Source organism: Rhizobacter sp. Root404, from assembly GCF_001425865.1.
In the GTDB taxonomy this organism is placed as follows: Bacteria; Pseudomonadota; Gammaproteobacteria; order Burkholderiales; family Burkholderiaceae_C; genus LMDS01.
Window position 1 is genome coordinate 1,792,680 of record NZ_LMDS01000004.1, and the last position, 18,709, is coordinate 1,811,388.

Consider the following 18,709-nt stretch of genomic DNA (forward strand, 5'->3'; position numbering starts at 1 on the left):
GGCCGGGTGCGGTTCATCGCGGCAGCACCTTGCCGGCCCGCAGGCCGCCGTAGTCGGGCGTGTCGGCGGGCGCCGTCTGCGGAAGCGCCCGGCCGCCCTTCTCGGCCCAGGTGCGGGTCCAGCGGATCTGCACGACGCGCAGCATCACCAGCATCCCCGCCGCGAGCACCGCGAACGCGACGAAGCCCCAGAAGTAGCTGCCGGTGAGCTGCTTGCTCTGGCCCATCGCGTTGGGGATGAAACCGCCGCCCAGCGCGCCGATCTCGCCGATCATCGAGCCGGCCACCGCGGTCGTCAGCGGCCAGCGCAGCGGCACGAGCTGGAACAGCGCGCCGTTGCCGGCGCCGAGCGCGGCGAAGCAGACCATGAACAGCAGCGTGGTTATCGCGACCGACTGGCCCGCCATGCCGCACAGCACCAGCGTCACGATCACGAGCATCAGCACGCCGCTGAGCGTGGCGATGCCGCCGATGCGGTCCGACACGTAGCCGCCGACCACCCGCACCGCCGAGCCCATCAGCGTGGCCAGCATCGTGAGCTGGCCGGCCTCGACCTTGGTGACCTTGAACTGGTCGTAGAAGTAGCTCGGCAGGAAGCTCGCCAGGCCGATGAAGCCGCCGAAGGTGATGATGTAGATCAGGCTGAAGGCCCAGCCGTCCTTCTCGAACAGGCAGGCGACGTGCTCGCGCAGCGTCTGGTGCTCGCGGTCCGGCGGTTCCTTGGCGGCGAACCACATCACGATCATCGGCAGCACCATGGTCGCGGCGGCCAGGCCGTAGACCGCGGTCCAGCCGTATTTCATCGCCAGCGGCGGCGCGAACAGCACGGCCAGCACCGTGCCCGAGTTGCCGGCGCCGGCGATGCCCATCGCCAGGCCCTTGTACTTCGGCGGGTACCAGCCCGAGCCGAGCGACAGCGCGACGCCGAAGCTGCCGCCGGCGATGCCCAGCAGCACGCCCATCGCGAGCACCGAGTTGTGCGAGTCGACGAACTTCCAGCCGTACAGCAGCGCGACGATGATCAGCCCCATCTCGACCATCGCCGCGTTCTTGCGCCCGATGTACTGCGACAGCACGCCGAGCGGAAAGCGCATCAGCGCGCCGGCGATGATCGGCACCGAGACCATGAAGCCCTTCTGGGCCGCGTCGAGCGCGAAGGTCTCGCTGATGAACGGCGCCATCGCCCCGTTCAGGACCCAGATCGCGAACGTGAAATCGAAGTAGAGGAAGGACGCGAACAGCGTCGGCCAGTGGCCGGAGTTCGCGAAGGTCTTGAGGTTGGACAGGGACGACGACACGGCGGGCTCCAGGTGGTGGCCACCGGCGGAGCCGGCGGGGAGGAGGCACATCAGACCCACATCGGTGTGAGCGTGACCCGCAGTGCGTGCGTGGCAGTCAGGGTGCAGCGTCGCACCTGCCTCCCTCAATGCAATCGCCATGCCAATATGCTGCACTGCAGCGGGCTGGCCGCGAACTTGCAATCCACCTGCCGGCGGCGCTTAGCGCGCCGCATCTCATTCACCCGGCGTAAGGGCCCGTCCATCCGATGACTTCCGCGCTCGTCATTTCATCGTCCGCCGCTGGCGCGCCCGACCTGCCGGCCGATCTGGCCGCGGTCGGGATTCACGTGCTTGGTGCGGTGCTGCGCTGCAACATGGTGCACGAGGCCATCCGCCTGACGCCGGACGTGGTGATCTGTTACGAGACGCAGGTCGAACCCGGCCTGTTCGGCGACATGGAGCTTCTCGCCGCCACCGCGGCGCGCCCGGTGATCGTGTTCACCAACGACCCGGACGCCGAGAAGATCGAACGCGCACTCGCTGCCGGCGTGCACGCCTACGTGATCAACGGCTACGCGATCAACCGGCTGCGCGCGCTGGTGCACGTGGCGCAGGCGCGCTTCAGGCACGAGCAGCAGCTGCGCGGGCAGCTGGCCGACGTGTCGCACCGGTTCGAGGAGCGCAAGCTGGTGGATCGCGCCAAGGGCATCCTGATGCGGGCACTGCAGATGACCGAGGAGGACGCGTTCCGCACGCTGCGCACGGCGTCGATGCACAGCAAGCAGCGGGTCGGCCAGGTCTCGCAGCAGGTGATCGCCGCGGCGCACTACGCCGATGCGGTCAACCGCGCCGGCAAGCTGCGGATGCTGTCGCAGCGGCTGGTCAAGCTGTGTGCGCTGCGCCTGGCCGGGCCGGCCACGGAGCTCGGCGAGCGCCAGCTGGCCGATTCGATCGAGCAACTCGACGCCAACATCGCAGCGCTCGGCAAGCGCCTGTCGAAGGCGACCTTCGGCGACCTCCTCGACGTCGTCGCGCAATCGTCGGCGCAACTGCGCGCGCTGGTCGGCGCCGCGCCGACGGTGGCGCAACTCGCCGAGCTCGACCGCTTGGCCGAGCAGGTGCTCACCCAGGCCGACCAGCTGACCCAGCACCTCGAGACGGCGGGCCTGGTGACGACGCTGCACGTGATCAACGTCTCGGGCCGTCAGCGCATGCTGTCGCAGCGCTTTGCCAAGCAGGCGCTGCTCGGGCTGCTGCTCGCCGGCGACGACGGCCAGCGCGCCCGCGACGCGATGGCCAACACCGCGCTCGAATTCGAGCAGGCGATGAAGTACCTGAGATCGACGCCGCTGAACGCGCGCGAGATCCGCGACCTGATCGAGACCGCCGAACGCGCCTGGACCACGCTGACCCAGGCCGCCACGCAGGTGCGCAGCGCCGCCGGCCAGCGCGCGCTGGGCGAATCGAGCGAGGCCGAGCTGGCGGCCTTCGAACAGCTGACCGCGCTGTACGAACGCAACATGCAGGTGCTGATGGGCTGAAGGGCTGAGGGGAGGCCGCTGTCGCTCAGGCCGCCTTCTCGACGTGGCCGTGGCGGGTGTAGAGGAAGTCCAGCACCTCCTTGCGCAGGTGGGTGTAGCGCGGGTCTTCGGCCAGCTCGACGCGGTTGCGCGGGCGCGGCAGGTCGACCGGCAGGATCTCGCCGATCGTCGCGGCCGGGCCATTGGTCATCATCACGATGCGGTCCGACAGCAGCACCGCCTCGTCGACATCGTGCGTGACCATCACGACCGTGCTGTGGGTGCGCGCGACGATCTTCAGCAGCTCGTCCTGCAGGTGCGCGCGGGTCAGCGCATCGAGCGCGCCGAACGGCTCGTCCATCAGCAACACCTTCGGCTCCATCGCGAGCGCGCGGGCGATGCCGACGCGCTGCTTCATGCCGCCGGAGATCTCGTTCGGCCGCTTCTGCACCGCGTGGCCCATGGTGACCAATTCGAGCGCGGCGAGCGTGCGCGCCGCGAGCTGCGCCTTCGTCTCGGTCGCGCCGAACACGCGCTCGACCGCGAGGTGCACGTTCTCGAAGCAGGTCAGCCACGGCAGCAGCGAGTGGTTCTGGAACACCACGCCGCGTTCCGGGCCGGGCGCGGCGATCTCGCGGTTGTCGCACAGCAGCACGCCGCCGGTGGGCAGCGTGAGGCCGGCGATCAGGTTCAGCAGCGTCGACTTGCCGCAGCCCGAATGGCCGATCAGCGTGACGAACTCGCCCTTCGCGACCGTGAGATCGATCTCGCGCAGCGCGTGGAAGCGGCCCTTCTTGGTCGTGAACACCATCTCGACGTTCTGGACCTGGATGAAATTCTGCATGGTCATGGCTCCGGTCAGACGTCGTCGTAGCTGAAGCGCCTGGCGATCGCGATCAGCGTCCATTCGAGCAGCAGCCCGACGACGCCGATCACGAAGATCGCGATCAGGATGTGCTTGACGTTCAGGTTGTTCCACTCGTCCCAGACCCAGAAGCCGATGCCGACGCCGCCGGTCAGCATCTCGGCCGCGACGATCACCAGCCACGCGGTGCCCACGCTCAGGCGCACGCCGGTCAGCATGTACGGCAGCACGGCCGGGAACAGGATCTTCGTGACGACCTTCCACTCCGACAGGTTCAGCACGCGCGCGACGTTCAGGTAGTCGCTCGGCACGCGCTGCACGCCGACCGCGGTGTTGATCACCATTGGCCAGATCGAGCAGATGAAGATCGTCCAGATCGCGGCCGGGTTCGCGGCCTTGAACACCAGGAGGCCGATCGGCAGCCAGGCCAGCGGCGAGACCGGCCGCAGCAGGCTGATCAGCGGCGAGGCCATGTTGTTGAGGAACTCGAAGCGCCCGATCATGAAGCCGGCCGGGATGCCGACCAGCGCCGCGAGCCCGAAGCCGACTGCCACCCGCTCGAGCGAGAACAGGATGTTCCAGCCGATGCCCTGGTCGTTCGGCCCGTTGCGGTAGAACGGGTCGGAGAACACCTTGACCGCCTCGGTGAAGGTCGCGGCCGGGGTCGGGAACGTGGTGCTGTTCAGCGTCGCCAGCGCCCAGATGCCGACGAGGATCGCGATGCCCGCGAGCGGCGGCAGCACCTTCATGAAGAAGGCGCGCCAGTCGATGCCCGCCTTGTCGGGCGCGGGCGACGCGAGAGCCGCCGCCCGCGGTTTGGCGACGCTCACGGCGGGCGCCGCCTTGTCCGCGAGGCCCCGGGTGTCGAGCGAGGTGTGAAAGACGGCACTGACCATGGTGGCAACTCCTCAGGCCTTGATCGCGAAACTGTCGGCGTACTTCTTCGGGTCCTTGCCGTCCCAGATCACGCCGTCCATCAGCTTGCTGGAGCGCATCGGGTCCTTGGGCACGCTGATCTTCAGCGCACCGGCCGCCTGCTTGTAGAGCTCGATCTGGTTCACCTGCTTCGCGACCGCGAGGTAGTCGGGGTGTTCCTTCATCAGGCCCCAGCGCTTGTGCTGGGTCAGGAACCACATGCCGTCGGACAGGTACGGGAAGTTGACCGCGCCGTCGTTGAAGAACTTCATGTGGTTCGGGTCGTCCCAGGTCTTGCCCAGGCCGTTCTGGTAGCGGCCGAGGATGCGCTGGTTGATCGCGTCGGCACTCGTGTTGATGTAGCTCTTCTCGGCGACGGTGTCGGCCATCTTCATCTTGTTGGCCAGGCTCGCGTCGATCCAGCGGCCCGCCTCCAGCACGGCCATCATCACGGCGCGACAGGTGTTGGGATGCTTCTTGACGAAGTCGGCGGTGGTGCCGAGCGTCTTTTCCGGGTGGTCCTTCCAGATGTCCTGCGTGGTGATCGCGGTGACGCCGATGCCGTCGATGATCGCGCGCTGGTTCCACGGCTCGCCGACGCAGAAGCCGTCCATGTTGCCGACGCGCATGTTCGCCACCATCTGCGGCGGCGGCACGGTGATCAGCTTGGCGCCGCTCAGCGGGTTGATGCCGGAGGCGGCGAGCCAGTAGTGGATCCACATCGTGTGGGTGCCGGTCGGGAAGGTGCCGGCGAAGGTGTACTCGCGCTTCTCCTTGGCCATCAGCCTGGCGAGCGACGGGCCGTCGACCGCGCCCTTGTCCGCAAGCGCCTTCGACAGGGTGATGGCCTGGCCGTTGTTGTTCAGGCTCATCAGCACGGCCATGTCCTTCTTCGGACCGGCGGTGCCGAGGTGCACGCCGTAGATCAGGCCGTAGAGCACATGCGCCATGTCGAGCTCGCCGTTGACGAGCTTGTCGCGCACCCCGGCCCACGAGGCCTCCTTGGTCGGGATGATCTTGACGCCGTATTTCTTGTCGAAACCGAGCACCGAGGCCATCACCACCGACGCGCAATCGGTCAGCGGGATGAAGCCGATCCGCACCTCCTCCTTCTCGGGCTTGTCGGAGCCCTGTGCGTAGACCGCGGTGTGCAGGCCGGGAACGAGGCCGGCGGCGCTGGCCGCGGCCGCGGCCCGGATCAGGCTGCGGCGACGGAGATCGGGGACGGGAGCCGGGGGCGGGGTCGAGATCGTCGAAGTCATGGGCAGGTCTCGTGAAGGTCGAAGGAGAAGCGGTGCACGACGCTGCTGCGTCGGGGCCATGCCCTGGCGTCAGCGCGAGATGAATCGGGTCGGGTCGAAGGCGCCAAGAGGGCCGTCACCAGGCCGACAGAACGATCGGACTGGGCGGAATGCGCCGGGAGCGATGAAAGGCCGGCCGGCGTTGGCGTGGGCATTCCATGTCCATGTCGAAGATCGCCGTTGACCTTCGCAGGAGTCCTATGCAATCGATGTGCCAGCGTCCGGCCCGGGGCGTCGCGCCTAAACTCGCGGCGATGCACCGGCGAGGAGGACTTTGTTGGTGCGGCGCACAACGCCTGTGCGCCCTTCCCGTTCACTTTCGACAAGGCCCGCGATGACCACCACCCCTGCCCACCCGGCGAGCCCGCGCATCGGCCTGATCGGCGTCGGCGCGATGGGGATGGCGATGGCGCAACGGCTGCGAGAGCGCGGCCATGCCGTCTGGTCGCGCGACGTGCGGCCCGAGGCCGATGTGCAGGCGCGCGCCGCCGGCATCACGGTGTGCGCGTCGCCGCGCGAGCTGGCCGCTGCGACCGACATCGTTTTCGTCATCGTCGTCAACGCCGCGCAGATCGACGAGGTCCTGTTCGGCGCGGACGGCGCGATCCACGCTTCCGCCGGCGCCCGCACCGTCGTGCTGTGCTCGACGATCGCGCCGCAGGACACCGTGCGCTTCGCGGCGCAGCTGGCGGCGCACGGCCTCGCCTGCGTCGATGCACCGATCTCTGGCGGGCCGGTGCGTGCGCGCGCCGGTGCGATGAGCATGATGATCGCCGCGCCGGCGGCCACGCTCGCGCCGTGGCGGACGGTACTGGCCGACCTGGCCGAGAAGCGCTTCGTCGTCGGCGAGGCGATCGGCGACGCGGCCAAGGCCAAGCTCGTCAACAACCTGTTGGCGGGCGTCAACCTCGTCGCGGGCGCCGAGGCCCTGGCGCTGAGCGCGAAGCTCGGGCTCGACCCGCGCGCGATGTACGACCTGATCCGCGCGTCGAGCGGCGCGTCGTGGGTGTTCGAGGACCGGATGGCGCGCGCGCTCGACGAGGACTACACGCCGCCGCGCGCCGCGGCCCACATCCTGACCAAGGACATGGGCCTGGCGACCGCGCTGGCCGCCAGCGTCGACCACGCGACGCCGCTCGGCGACGCGGCGCTCGCGCGGTTGCGCGAGACGGTGGCGCGCGGCTGGGCGGAGCTGGACGATGCGGCGGTGATCAAGACGTATCAGCAACCGGCGCGATGACCCGCAACGCGGCCGACGTGATCCTGCGCATCGACGACTTGAGCGTCGGGCACCCGGGTGCGGCGCCGCTGGTCGCGCACTGGTCGGCCGCGATCCGGCCGGGCGTGACGCTGCTGCACGGCGACACCGGCAGCGGCAAGACGACGGTGTTGCGCGCCCTCGCGGGCCTGCATGCGGCGGCGGGCCGGTTGACCTTGAACGGCGTTGCGCTCGATGCCGATGCCGCGGCCTACCGCCGCCAACGCGTCTTCTGCGAGCCCGCGACCGACGCGCTCGACCAGGTGACCGCGCGCGCGGCGACCGCGATGCTCAGCGACGGCGATGCCGCGTTCGACCCCGCGCGCTGGGATGAACTCGTCGCCGGCTTCGCACTCGGGCCGCATCTCGACAAGCCGCTCTACATGCTGTCGACCGGCTCGAAGCGCAAGGTGTGGCTGGCCGCCGCGCTCGCCTCGGGCCGGCCGCTGGTGCTGCTGGACGAGCCGACCGGCGGTCTCGATGCACCGTCGATCCGCTGCCTGTGGGCGGCGCTGGCACGCGTCGCGGCGAGCGCCCAACGCGCGGTGATCGTCGCGAGCGCCGAACGCATTACCCAGGTCGCGTTGGCCGGCACCGTCGAGCTTCCCCTGCGCACCTGAGCGACGCGCTCAGAGCCGCGGCATCGAGTCGCCACGGAGATTGATGTGCACCCCTCCGGGGAAAACCCTAGAGCGCGCGGCCCCGTTCGCCGGGAAGCGGCGTCTTCACGTCGCAGCCGCCGCGCGGCGGCGCCACCCCGCTGTAGGCGCGCAGCGCCGGCAGGTCGAGCACGATCACGCCGCCGAATTCGACGCGCAGCAGCCCGGCGCGCTCCAGCGTGTGCAGCGCCTGGTTGGTGCGCTGGCGCGAGACCGACGACAGCAACCCGATCTCCTCCTGGCTGAGCTGAACGTACGAACCGGCCTGGGGGTACAGGTCGGGATCGAACAGGCTCGCCAGGCAGCGCGCGACCCGCGCATCGGGTCCGAGCAGCCGGTCGAACTCGACCAGGCCGATGAACAGGCTCAACCGCGCGTTGATGTGTGACAGAAGAAACCGGTTGAACGGCAGGCTGGTCGAGACCAGCCGTTCGAAGGTGTGGCGCGGGACGCAGGCGATCCGGGTGTCCCGAACCGCGACACCGTCGTAGCGCCAGATGCCCGGCCGCAACAGCGACCCTTCGCCGGCCCAGCCGCCGGCGGTGACGCCGGTGAAGGTCGACAACCGGCCGTCGCGTTGCGACACCGACATCTTCACCAGCCCTTCGATCACGCCGATCCACTGATCGGCCGGCGCGCCGCAGCGGATCGCGCTGCCGCCCACCGGGATGCGGCGTTCGTGCGACTCGCGGACCACGCGGTCGAGTTCGTCGGGCGTCAGCGTCGCGGCCCACAGGCTCGCGCGCAGCATCGTCTCCAGCGTCTGCATGGGGTTTGTCCTCCTCCACTGCTCGCGTACGCGCGGCCCGGCCGATTGGATGCAATCGGAAACGCTTGTCAGAGATGTCATCGCAAAGACAACCTTGGCCGGGCCTTCTCGGCAACATCGTCGCGCACCCTCACCACAACAGGAGACAACGATGAACGAACTCGAGACGAGCGCCGACCCGGCGCCCGCGAGCGCGCCGGCGGACACGTCGCTGCCGCTGCGCCGCCGCAGCCTGCTGGCCTATGCCGTGTCGGCCCCGGTGATGACGGTCGCCGCCGGCTTCGGCGTCAACCTGGCCGCCTCGTCGGATGCGATGGCGCTGCCGCTGCCGCTGACGCCGCCCGACACGGTCGACTACTACGACGTCGGCGATTCGCTGGTGCAGACCGCGCTGCCGACGATGCCGCTGGTGAAGGTCGCCGTCGGCACCGACGGCCGCGTCTCGCTCGACCTGCCCCGACTGGAATCCGGCCAGGGCATCGCCACCGCCTGCGGGATGATGATCGCCGAGGAACTCGACGTGCCGCTGAGCATGGTCGACGTGACCGCCGCCGACGCGCGGCCCGAACTCGTGTTCAACCAGATCTCCGGCGGCTCGGCCGCGGTGCGCTGCTTCGACGCGGCGCTGCCGCTGATCGCGGCCGGCGCGCGCGCCCGGCTGCTGGCCGCCGCGGCGCAGCAGTGGGGCATCTCGACCGTCGGGCTGACGGTCGTGGCCGGCGTGGTGATCGCGCCGGACGGACGCACCGCGACCTACGGCTCGCTGACCGTGGCCGCCGCGGCGCTGCCGCTGCCGACCGGCGTGGTGCCGAAGAGCGCGTCGCAGTACAAGGTGATCGGCGTGCGCTCTGGGCGGCTCGACGCGCGCGACATCGTCACCGGCAAGAAGAAGTTCACGCTCGACCAGGACGTGCCGAACGCCAAGCCGACGATGCTGCGCATGCCGTCGCAGATCCGCGGCACGGTCGTCAGCGTCAACAACCTGAACACCGTCAGCGGCATGCCCGGCGTGATCGCGGTCGTCGTCATCCCCAGCGGCGGCACGATCGTGCCGAACCCACCCGGCGTCGCGGTGATGGCCGAGACCTTCGGCCAGGCCTACGCGGCCGCCGCGGCGCTCGACATCACCTGGGGCAACGGCCCGCTCGCCGGCCAGTCCGACGCCTCGATCCAGGCGACGCTGAAGTCGGCCATCCTGCCGTTCGCGCTGCCGCCGCTCGGTTCGGTCACGGTCGAGGGCGAGTTCCAGTTCGCGGCCGCGACGCATTGCCCGCTGGAAGTGGAATGCGCGATCGCCGACGTGCGCAGCGACCGCGCCGAGATCTGGGCCGGCCTGCAGACGCCCATCATCACCAAGCAGGCGATCGCGATCGACCTCGGCCTGCCCGCCGACAAGGTCACGGTGCACGTCGTGCCGTCGGGCGGCTCGTTCGGCCGCCGGCTGTTCTGGGACCCGGTGCAGGTCGCAGCGCAGGTCTCGAAGATCACCGGCCGCGCCTGCAAGCTGATGTACCACCGCACCGACGACACCCGCCAGACGCGGCTGCGCCCACCGCAGTACCACAAGGTGCGCGCGACCGTGCTGCTCGGGCAGGTGATCAGCTACGAGCAGCGCGTCGCCGCGGTGCGCCTGGACGCCCGCCACGGCTACGGCGAGATCACCACCGCCGCCGGCGGCTCGCTGCCGCCGCTGGTGCAGCAGACCGTCGGCAACCTCGGCTACGAGGAGTTCTTCTTCAAGACGATGGTCTCGTCGCCGTACAACTTCGGCGTCAGCACCAAGGTGCTGACGCCGGTGGCGATCAACATGAACACCGTGTCGTACCGGTCGGTGCACATCCAGCCGGCGCGCAGCGTCGAGGAGATCATCGTCGACGAGATCGCGCGCAAACTCGGCAAGGACCCGCTCGCGTTCCGCCTCGAGTACCTGCGCGTCGAACGCGCCCGTGCGGTGCTGAAGGCGGTGGCCGCTGCCGGCAACTGGGGCCGCGCGATGCCGGCCGGCTGCGCGCAGGGCATCGCGGTGCACATGGAATCGCGCTCGTTCACCGCGTCGCTGGTCGAGATCGACGCGACCGACCCGACCAACGCCAAGGTCACCCGCGCGGTGATCGCGATCGACGTCGGCAAGCCGATCAACCCGTCGGGCATCGAGGCGCAGCTACAGGGCGGCCTGGCCGAATCGATCGCGCTGGTGCTCAACGCCGGCCTGACGATCAAGGCCGGCCTGCCGATCGAATCGAGCTACGCGAACTACCGCTTCACGAAGATGAAGGACTACCCGAAGAACGTGCAGATCATCATCATGCCGAACAAGGGCGATGCGATCGGCGGCCTCGGCGAGGTCGGCCTGTCGGCCAACTCGGGCGCGATCGCGAACGCGTACGCGCGCGCCACCGGCATCAAGCCGCGCAAGTTCCCGCTCAATGCCCAGCCGGCCTACACGCCGGTCGCCCCCGGCCAGATCGCCGTGCCCGTCTTCCTGTCCTGAGGAGCCTCACATGCCCAACCAATCCTTCACCGTCAACGGCAAGGCCGTCAACGTCGATGCGCCTGGCGACCTGGCGCTGCTCTGGGTGCTGCGCGACAAGCTCGGCATCACCGGCCCCAAGTACGGCTGCGGCACCAACGTGTGCAAGGCCTGCACCTGCCTGGTCAACGGCAAGGCGACGACCACCTGCGTGACCAGCGTGGCCTCGGTCGCCGGCAAGAAGGTCACGACGATCGAGGGCCTGGCCACCGGCGACGTGCTGCACCCGGTGCAGCAGGCCTGGCTCGACCGCGACGTGCCGCAGTGCGGCTTCTGCCAACCCGGCCAGATCATGGCCGCGGTCGACCTGCTCAGCCGCACGAAGAGCCCGACCGACGCCGACATCGACGCGATCGAGAACATGTGCCGCTGCGGCACCTACGGTCGGATCCGCGAGGCGATCAAGGCGGCGGCCGCGAAGATGCCGTAGCGCACCACGAGGAAAGCGCGCTCGCGGGCGCGCGCCGGTCCGTATGATGGCCCGACCGGCGCGCGCGCCGCACTGGATCGGCCCATGACCACGACCCTCGCCGCCCGCGAACTCGAGACCCGCCACCACGAGCTGCGCAAGACGCGCATGCAGATGGTGGACGGGCATTTGACCGGCAACCTGCGCACTGTCCAGCAAGGCCTGAGCGCGCGGGCGTATGTCGACGGCTACTGGGGCTTTGCGGCCGCGCCGCTCGAAGGCGCGGGCCAGCGCGAGCGCGTGCAGAACGAGGCCTTGGCGAACGCCCGCGCGATGGCCCGCTTCGGGCCTCGCCGCGCGCTCGCGATGGCGTCGGAGCCGTACCGTGGCGAGCATGTGTTCGGCGGCCGCGCGCCGCTCTCGGCGACCGAGTGCAACGAGCGCCTGGCCGCGTTGCACGCCCATTGCCTGCAGCACTACCCGGGGCTGCGCGCGACACGCCTGCTGATCGGCGACGAACACCACACCAAGCAGCTGCGCACCGCGGCCGGCGGCGAGTCGCTCGCGAGCATCCAGCGCGCGTTCTGCGGCATCGTGCTCGGCGCCGAGGACGACAGCGGCGCGCCGATCGAGGTCGACCTGCTGCGCTCGTGCAAGGGCAGCCTGGCCGACCTGGACTGGTCGCTCGAGACGCTGGCGCCGCTGCTGGCGCGCGCCCACGAGCACCTGCAGGCCAAGCGCCACGCTGTCGCCGCGCGCGGCGGCCAGCAGACGGTGGTGCTCGCGCCCGAGCTGGCCGGCATGCTGGCGCACGAGGCGATGGGGCACCCGTGCGAGGCCGACGCGGTGCTCGGCGGCGCGGTGACCGCGTTGCTGGCCGGGCAGCAGGTCGCGAGCGAACTGGTGACGATGCTCGACATCGCCCACACCTGGAAAGGCGAGGAGGCGATGGCGCCGGTCTATGTCGACGACGAGGGCACGCCGGCGCGCGACGTGACGATGATCGACCGCGGCCGCCTCACCGGTTTCATGCACAGCCGCGAGACCGCGGCGCGACTCGGCGAGGCCGCCACCGGCAACGCGCGCGCCTACAACCCGAACGACGAGCCGCTGGTGCGCATGCGCAATACCGTGATCCTGCCCGGCGCGTCGAAGCTCGCCGAGATGATCGAGGGCGTGGACGACGGCTACCTGCTGATGAAGACCAGCAACGGCCAGGCCGACTCGACCACCGAGTTCATGTTCGGCGTGACGCTGGCCTACGAGATCCGCGGCGGCAAGGTGGGCCGCGCGGTGCGCAACACGACCGTCTCCGGATCGGCGCTCAAGGTGCTGAGCGCGGTCGACGCGGTCAGCGACGACATGGTCTGGGACTGCTCCGGCTACTGCGGCAAGAAGCAGCCGATGATCGTCTCTATGGGCGGCCCGGCGCTGCGCACCCGCGCGCACCTGGGGGGCGAATGAGCGCGCCCGTGGGGGTGGCGCCGGCCGACACCGCGCAGCGCCTGATCGAGCTGATGCGCGCGCAGGGCTTCGATGGCGCGCAGGTCAGCGTGACCCGGCAGCGGCGCAGCGAGGTCTGCGTCGCCCACAACGAGGCGAGCCTGCTGCGCAGCACCGACACGCATCGGCTGCAGCTGGTCGGCCTGCTCGACGGCCGCCGCGCCGCGACCGAAGCCAGCGAGATCGGCGACGCGCAACTCCAGGCGACCGTGCGCAGCCTGTGGGACAGCGTCGCTTCGGCACCGCAGGACGAAGCCAACGCCGTCTCGGCCGGCCAGCACGCGCGCATCGTGCGCGGCCGCGCGCAGGCCCAACTCGCCGAGCTGGCCGATGCGACCGGCGCGCTGCTCGCCTTCCGCGAGCGCGAGGCACCGAGCGTGATGCTCGAGGAGATGGCGGTTGCGCACAACAGCAGCTGGTCCAGCACGCTGACCAGCGCGGGCACCGACCTGGCCTGCGAGATCCACTGGTTCGATGCCGGCGTCTTCGGGCTGGCGCGCGACGGCACGCAGGCGAGCTCGTTCAACTACGCCGGCGGCAACTGCGACAGCCTGGCCGATGCGCCGCTGATCGCGCGCTTCGGCATCGACGACCTGCTGCAGTCGCTGCCGCAGCAGACCCACACCGAACGCATCGGCGAGCGCTTCGTCGGCAGCGTGGTGCTGACGCCGAAGGCGATGGCCGACCTGGTCGGCTGGCTGCTCGGGCAGCTCGGCGACCAGGCGCTGATCGACGGCAGCTCGGTCTACCGCGACGCGGTCGGCCGGCTCGTCGCGTCACCACTGCTCAACCTGCGGCACCGCACCGATGCGCCGGGCGTGTCGCCGCTGACCGCCGACGCGTTCGTCGCGGCGCCGGTCGAGCTGATTGCGCAAGGGCGGCTGCAGTGCCTGACGCCGAGCCTGTACGGCAGCCGCAAGACCGGGCTGCCGCACGTCGCGCTCGCGATGGAAGGCTGGGACATGGCGGCGGGGACCGCATCACGCGACGCGCTGATCGCCGCGGTGCCGCGCGGCGCGCTGGTCGATCGCCTGTCGATGGGCCGGCCGGCTGCGAGCGGCGACTTCTCCGGCGTGATCAAGAACAGCTTCGCGATCGACCACGGCCGCGTCGGCGGGGCGCTGGCCGAGACGATGATCTCCGGCAATGTCGCGCAGATGCTGCGCGACGTGCAGGCGGTGAGCGCCGAACGCATCGACACGGGTGGGTGGGTGCTGCCGTGGGTGCGGGTCGACGGGCTGCATTTTTCCTGAGGCGACCAGGCACGTCACGGTTGACTGGACACGGAGAGTCGCGCGACATTTCAACGACCGTGCCTGCCGGATGCCACCGTGCGTCGAGATACCAGCATCCCAATATTCTTAGGCCGCTTATATCGGAGAGACGACATCGTGCGGCGGGCGTGCGAAAGGCCTCTCCATCGAGGGAAGTTGGCAGAGGGAGCGAGATGAATCGAGATCGAATTAGGCCGAACAGCCCGCGGCAGACCATTCCGTCCATATCACGTTAGGCCCCATGGGTACCGTCACTGCCGATTTCATAGCCGACGGGAAGGAGCGTGATCAATTGTGCTCGTAGAGGAAGGGCCTTGGCCATCGAGCGACATCCAGGCCAATCTTCGTCGCTTGCAGGACCGCTTGTACGACTGCGTCGACGCCGCAATCGACGGGCAACTCGCGGAACGGCTTCCAGAGTCAAATGGCGGCTTGGTCACCGTCCGGCTAGATGGCTACGACCTTCCCCACATCGAACTTCGAGAGCTCTTCGAGCGCTTCAGCAGCTCCATACTCCACGTTCCCGACTACGCGTTTGCATTGCGGCAGAGCAGCTTTGTCAGCGGCATCAAATTCGAGTCGAACCTTGAGCATCTCAAGCACTAACAATGTGGCCTAACCCTTCCTTCAAGCGGACGTGCCTACGGCACGCCGCTTAAGTCAAACGTTAGGCTGCAAAACTAACCAAGGTGCCAGCATGCTCTTCCGGAGAACAGCCGAGACCGAAGACCTGGTGGCACTCACTGCTCTGATTCGTGCCGCCTACGCGCCGCATGCGTTGAAGGGGCTCCGCTATTGGGCAACCCACCAGTCCGTCGAGGACACAGCCAGGCGCCTTTCCCGAGGCGTCGGCTTCGTTGGCGAGGTAGAGGGAGAACTGATCGCCACAATCACGCTCAGCAAACCCGACCCCGAGTCCAAGGTTCCGCTCCTGCGCGACGAGTACACGTGGTCGTTCGGTCAGTTTGCCGTCGCGCCAGGACATAAGGGCAAGGGCTACGGAAGGCGCATCCACGATGCTGCGTTGCAACATGCCGTTCTCGAGGGTTGCCAAGTCATGGCGCTCCACACTGCCGAGTCTGCTACTGATCTGATCGAGATGTACCGGTCCTGGGGCTATGCTCAGGTCGGCACCTGTGATTGGCGACCACACACGAACTTCTTGAGCGTCCTCATGACAAAGCCCCTCGCCCCTCAGGCAACCAGCAATGCGGCCTAACCCATTACAGGGACTTCCGCGGTAGTCAACAGTCTTTCGTCTCTCCCATTGCGAAGCCGAATTTGCTTTTCGGACACCTGCGGGAACGCCGATCGAAGTTGATGTCGAGACAGAGAACAGACTGCCACTCTACAGACGCCCTTGTCGCATCGAGCGTGTGAGCGCCAAGTCGGTGCGGACCCAGATGAGAACCGCTCGGCGAGGCTCCATTCCAATCACGTGGTCGCTGCCAACCGAGTGGCAAACGTCCGCAAGTGGTTGGAACAACCCGACGTGGAACGAGGAACTTCGGACTGAATTCAAGAAGTCGCTCCAAGTCTTTCTTGAGGTTTGCAAAGAGAAGGGTGTTTAACTCTTGAGTTGCGCTGACTGAGTACCTGCCTTCGACCAACCAGAAGCTGGCGTTCCTCTTGTCGCCGAGAAAACGCGTCCAGGAGAAGGCCGTGAGTTCGAGTGCGGCGCCGTCGCCCCCATCACAATGCTCGCTGTCCGTGTGACCCACCGAACCGAAAGGTGCCCAGGATGAAAACCCAAGACCTTGCCATCCCGACGCTCCCCTGTCGCTCTGTCGCTTCGACGGTCGAGTTCTACAACCAGCTTGGCTTCGAGGGGGGCGCGCACGCGTTCAACAGTGAGTACGCGATACTGAGACGCGGCCCCGTCGAACTGCACTTCTTCACGCACGCGGATCTCGTGCCATCCAAATCGTCTTCGGGCTGCTATATCCGAGTGCAGGATGTAGAGGAGGTCTACCGCAACATCGCCTCCAGTCGATTGCCGCGCGCGGGCATTCCGCGCATGGACCTCCTCGAAGACAAGCCCTGGGGACTTCGGGAGTTCGCCGTCGTCGACCCCGATGGCAACCTGATTCGCATCGGTCAGATCATCGCCAGCGGATTCACGAAGGAGACCCGCCATGAGTGATACCGACAAGCAGGTGCAGCGCGCGCTCGACACCTACCAGTCCGCCGTACTGGCGAAGAACGTCGAGACGTTCATGCACCTGTACGACCCCGACGTCCGCGTGTTCGACACCTGGGGCATCTGGTCATACGAGGGGGCTGCGGCGTGGCGGGTGGCCGTCGAGGGCTGGTTTTCGTCGCTGGGGGACGAGCGTGTCAGGGTCACGTTCCAGGACGTGAAGATCGCGGGCGAGCAGGGCTTCGCCTCGATGAGCGCGGTCGTGACCTACGCGGGCGTCTCGGCCGACGGCCGCGCGCTGAAGGAGATGCAGAACCGCATCACCTGGGTACTTCAGGCGAGTGGTCATGTTCTGCGCATCATTCACGAGCACACCTCCGCTCCGGTCGGGTTCGAAGATGCCAAGGCCATCCTCAAGCGCGAATCCAAGACCTGAAGACCCCGCCTTACAGAAACCCGATCGACAACCACGGCCACGCCGCGATCACGATCAGCGCAACGAACAGCGCGCCGAGGTACGGCCACACATGTGCGACGGCCCGATCCGGGTCGACCCGGCCGATCGCACACGCCGCGTAGAAGCCGACGCCGAACGGCGGCGCGAACAGGCCCAGGCCCATCGCGAAGATCACCACCATCGCGTAGTGCACCTCGTGGATGCCGACCGCGCGCGCGATCGGGAACAGCAGCGGGCCGAACAGCACGATCGCCGGGATGCCCTCGAGCACGCTGCCGAGGATCACGAACGCGACGACCGAGATCGCCATGAAGCCGGCCGCGCCGCCCGGCACGCCCTGCATGAACGCGGCCAGGTCGCGCGAGAAGCCGGACTGGGTCAGCGCCCAGGCCATCGCGGTCGCGCAGCCGATGATGAACAGGATCGCGCCCGAGAGCGATGCGGTCTCGATCAGCATCGGGTACAGCCGCTGCCAGTCGAAACGGCGGTAGACGAACAGGCCGACCAGCACGGTGTAGGCGATGCCGACGGTCGACACCTCCGTCGCGGTCGCGACGCCTTCGACGACGACCGTTCGGATCACGAACGGCAGCGCCAACGCCGGCAGCGCGACGACGAAAGTCTTCAGGATGGTCTTGCGATCGGCCCGGACCACGCCGGACAGGTCTTCATGGCGGTTGTGGAACCAGACCACCACGCACAACGCCAGCGCACCGACCAGCGCCGGCAGCAGGCCGCCGGTGAACAGCGCGGCGATCGACACGCCGGTGACCGAGCCGATCGTGATCAGCACCAGGCTCGGCGGGATCGTCTCGGACATCGCGCCCGACGACGACAGCAGCGCGATCAGCCGCCCGTTCTGCGCGCCGCGGCGCTTCATCTCGGGGAACAACGCGGGGGCGACGGCGGCCATGTCCGCCGCCTTGGAGCCCGAGATGCCGGAGACCAGGTACATCGCGCCGATCAGCACGTAGGCCAGCCCGCCGCGCACGTGGCCGAGCAGCGACGCGAGGAAGTCGACCATCGCCTTGGCGACGCCGGTCATCTCGATCAGCAACCCGAGGAACACGAACAGCGGCACCGACAGCAGCACCAGGCTCGACATGCCCTCGTCCATGCGGCTGACGACGATGGTCAGCGGCGTCGACGTGGTCAGCGCCAGGTAGGACAGCGTCGACAGCCCGAACGCGAACGCGATCGGCACACCCGCGGCGACGCAGAGCGCCACCGCGCCGACGAAGAAGATCAGCAGGTTCGCGTTGCCCAGGTGCATGAACATCGGCCGGGCGAACCACGCGGCCGCGCTGACCGCGGCGAACAGCGCGACGCCGATCGCGATCTGCCGGCCGCTGCTGTGGCGCGCGATCTGCAGCGCGGCGATCGGCAGCATCAGCAGCGCGACGACCAGGATCGCGCCGACGCGCAGGCCGTCGCGGATCTCGAGCGCCGGGGTGCGGATGTCCCACTGCATCTCGAAGTGCTCGTACGCCGGCCACAGCAGCTGCAGCACGAACGCGATCACCACCAGCCGCGCGGCCAGCTCGACCCAGCCGCGGCGCGGCGGTGCGAGCCGGTTCACCAGTGTCGACAGCCGCATGTGCTCGCCGCGGCGCAGCGCGATCACGGCGCCCAGCATCGCCAGCCACAGGAACAGGATCGACGCGAGCTCGTCGGACCAGGTCAGCGGCGCGTTGAACACGTAGCGCGAGATCACGCCGGCCAGCAGCACGCCGATCTCGAGCGTCACGAGAATGGCGGCCGGGACTTCGCTCGCCCAGCCGATGCCCCGGTCGAGCCCCCGTCGAGCGCGGGACGCGGTCGACGACACGA

At 68.7% G+C, this 18,709-nt stretch carries 17 protein-coding genes; 11 read left to right on the top strand and 6 right to left on the bottom strand.

Going from position 1 to position 18,709, the window contains the following annotated elements; translation table 11 throughout:
- Positions 1-13 precede the first annotated feature (13 nt).
- On the bottom strand, positions 14-1,285 hold the full coding sequence (locus ASC76_RS12620) for a nitrate/nitrite transporter (RefSeq protein ID WP_056467391.1): 1,272 nt from the start codon (positions 1,283-1,285) through the stop codon (positions 14-16).
- Positions 1,286-1,545: 260 nt separating this feature from the next.
- Between ASC76_RS12620 and ASC76_RS12625 the strand changes: the two genes are divergently transcribed.
- The gene (locus tag ASC76_RS12625; RefSeq protein ID WP_056466061.1) at positions 1,546-2,820 is read left to right on the top strand and encodes a type IV pili methyl-accepting chemotaxis transducer N-terminal domain-containing protein; all 1,275 of its coding nucleotides are present in this window, start codon (positions 1,546-1,548) and stop codon (positions 2,818-2,820) included.
- A gap of 25 nt (positions 2,821-2,845) precedes the next feature.
- Here the strand turns inward: ASC76_RS12625 and ASC76_RS12630 are convergent, their stop codons facing one another.
- The 3 genes from ASC76_RS12630 to ASC76_RS12640 are packed head-to-tail and all read right to left on the bottom strand — an operon-like array spanning position 2,846 to position 5,841.
- Complete coding sequence (locus tag ASC76_RS12630; protein WP_056467394.1) at positions 2,846-3,643, bottom strand: ABC transporter ATP-binding protein; 798 nt, start codon at positions 3,641-3,643, stop codon at positions 2,846-2,848.
- 14 nt (positions 3,644-3,657) lie between these two features.
- Positions 3,658-4,560, bottom strand: a complete 903-nt coding sequence (ntrB, locus tag ASC76_RS12635; RefSeq protein WP_056466063.1) for a nitrate ABC transporter permease — start codon at positions 4,558-4,560, stop codon at positions 3,658-3,660.
- A gap of 12 nt (positions 4,561-4,572) precedes the next feature.
- Entirely contained in the window at positions 4,573-5,841 is a 1,269-nt protein-coding gene (locus ASC76_RS12640) for a CmpA/NrtA family ABC transporter substrate-binding protein (protein WP_056466068.1), read from the bottom strand.
- 373 nt (positions 5,842-6,214) lie between these two features.
- On the opposite strand from ASC76_RS12640, the gene ASC76_RS12645 reads away from it, so the two are divergent.
- A complete protein-coding gene (locus ASC76_RS12645; RefSeq protein WP_056466070.1) occupies positions 6,215-7,120 on the top strand; it encodes an NAD(P)-dependent oxidoreductase in 906 nt (301 codons plus the stop codon).
- Entirely contained in the window at positions 7,117-7,758 is a 642-nt protein-coding gene (locus ASC76_RS12650) for an ATP-binding cassette domain-containing protein (protein WP_056466072.1), read from the top strand. Before ASC76_RS12645 ends, ASC76_RS12650 begins: the two co-directional genes overlap by 4 nt.
- Before the next feature lie 67 nt (positions 7,759-7,825).
- On the opposite strand, the gene ASC76_RS12655 is transcribed toward ASC76_RS12650, so the two are convergent.
- A complete protein-coding gene (locus ASC76_RS12655) occupies positions 7,826-8,566 on the bottom strand; it encodes a Crp/Fnr family transcriptional regulator (protein ID WP_082549069.1) in 741 nt (246 codons plus the stop codon).
- Between the two features lie 151 nt (positions 8,567-8,717).
- Here ASC76_RS12655 and ASC76_RS12660 point away from each other — a divergent pair, with 151 nt between their 5' ends.
- The 8 genes from ASC76_RS12660 (at position 8,718) to ASC76_RS12695 (ending at position 16,858) form a co-directional block, all read left to right on the top strand.
- Positions 8,718-11,057, top strand: coding sequence for a molybdopterin cofactor-binding domain-containing protein (locus ASC76_RS12660; RefSeq protein ID WP_056466074.1), 2,340 nt, complete (start codon positions 8,718-8,720; stop codon positions 11,055-11,057).
- Between the two features lie 10 nt (positions 11,058-11,067).
- The gene (locus ASC76_RS12665) at positions 11,068-11,526 is read left to right on the top strand and encodes a (2Fe-2S)-binding protein (protein ID WP_056466076.1); all 459 of its coding nucleotides are present in this window, start codon (positions 11,068-11,070) and stop codon (positions 11,524-11,526) included.
- Between the two features lie 84 nt (positions 11,527-11,610).
- Positions 11,611-12,969 carry a TldD/PmbA family protein gene (locus ASC76_RS12670; protein ID WP_056466078.1) on the top strand — a complete coding sequence of 453 codons (1,359 nt, stop codon included), beginning with the start codon at positions 11,611-11,613 and terminating at the stop codon, positions 12,967-12,969.
- Positions 12,966-14,261: a metallopeptidase TldD-related protein gene (locus ASC76_RS12675; RefSeq protein ID WP_082549070.1), complete on the top strand. Its 1,296-nt coding sequence runs from the start codon at positions 12,966-12,968 to the stop codon at positions 14,259-14,261. Before ASC76_RS12670 ends, ASC76_RS12675 begins: the two co-directional genes overlap by 4 nt.
- 372 nt (positions 14,262-14,633) lie before the next feature.
- Positions 14,634-14,888: a hypothetical protein gene (locus tag ASC76_RS12680; protein WP_056466088.1), complete on the top strand. Its 255-nt coding sequence runs from the start codon at positions 14,634-14,636 to the stop codon at positions 14,886-14,888.
- Between the two features lie 91 nt (positions 14,889-14,979).
- Positions 14,980-15,501 carry a GNAT family N-acetyltransferase gene (locus ASC76_RS12685; protein WP_056466090.1) on the top strand — a complete coding sequence of 174 codons (522 nt, stop codon included), beginning with the start codon at positions 14,980-14,982 and terminating at the stop codon, positions 15,499-15,501.
- A 522-nt stretch (positions 15,502-16,023) separates the two neighbouring features.
- Entirely contained in the window at positions 16,024-16,425 is a 402-nt protein-coding gene (locus ASC76_RS12690; protein WP_056466095.1) for a VOC family protein, read from the top strand.
- A complete protein-coding gene (locus ASC76_RS12695; protein ID WP_056466097.1) occupies positions 16,418-16,858 on the top strand; it encodes a nuclear transport factor 2 family protein in 441 nt (146 codons plus the stop codon). Before ASC76_RS12690 ends, ASC76_RS12695 begins: the two co-directional genes overlap by 8 nt.
- Positions 16,859-16,868: 10 nt before the next feature.
- On the opposite strand, the gene ASC76_RS12700 is transcribed toward ASC76_RS12695, so the two are convergent.
- A complete protein-coding gene (locus tag ASC76_RS12700; protein WP_056466099.1) occupies positions 16,869-18,707 on the bottom strand; it encodes a TRAP transporter large permease subunit in 1,839 nt (612 codons plus the stop codon).
- Positions 18,708-18,709: the final 2 nt, after the last annotated feature.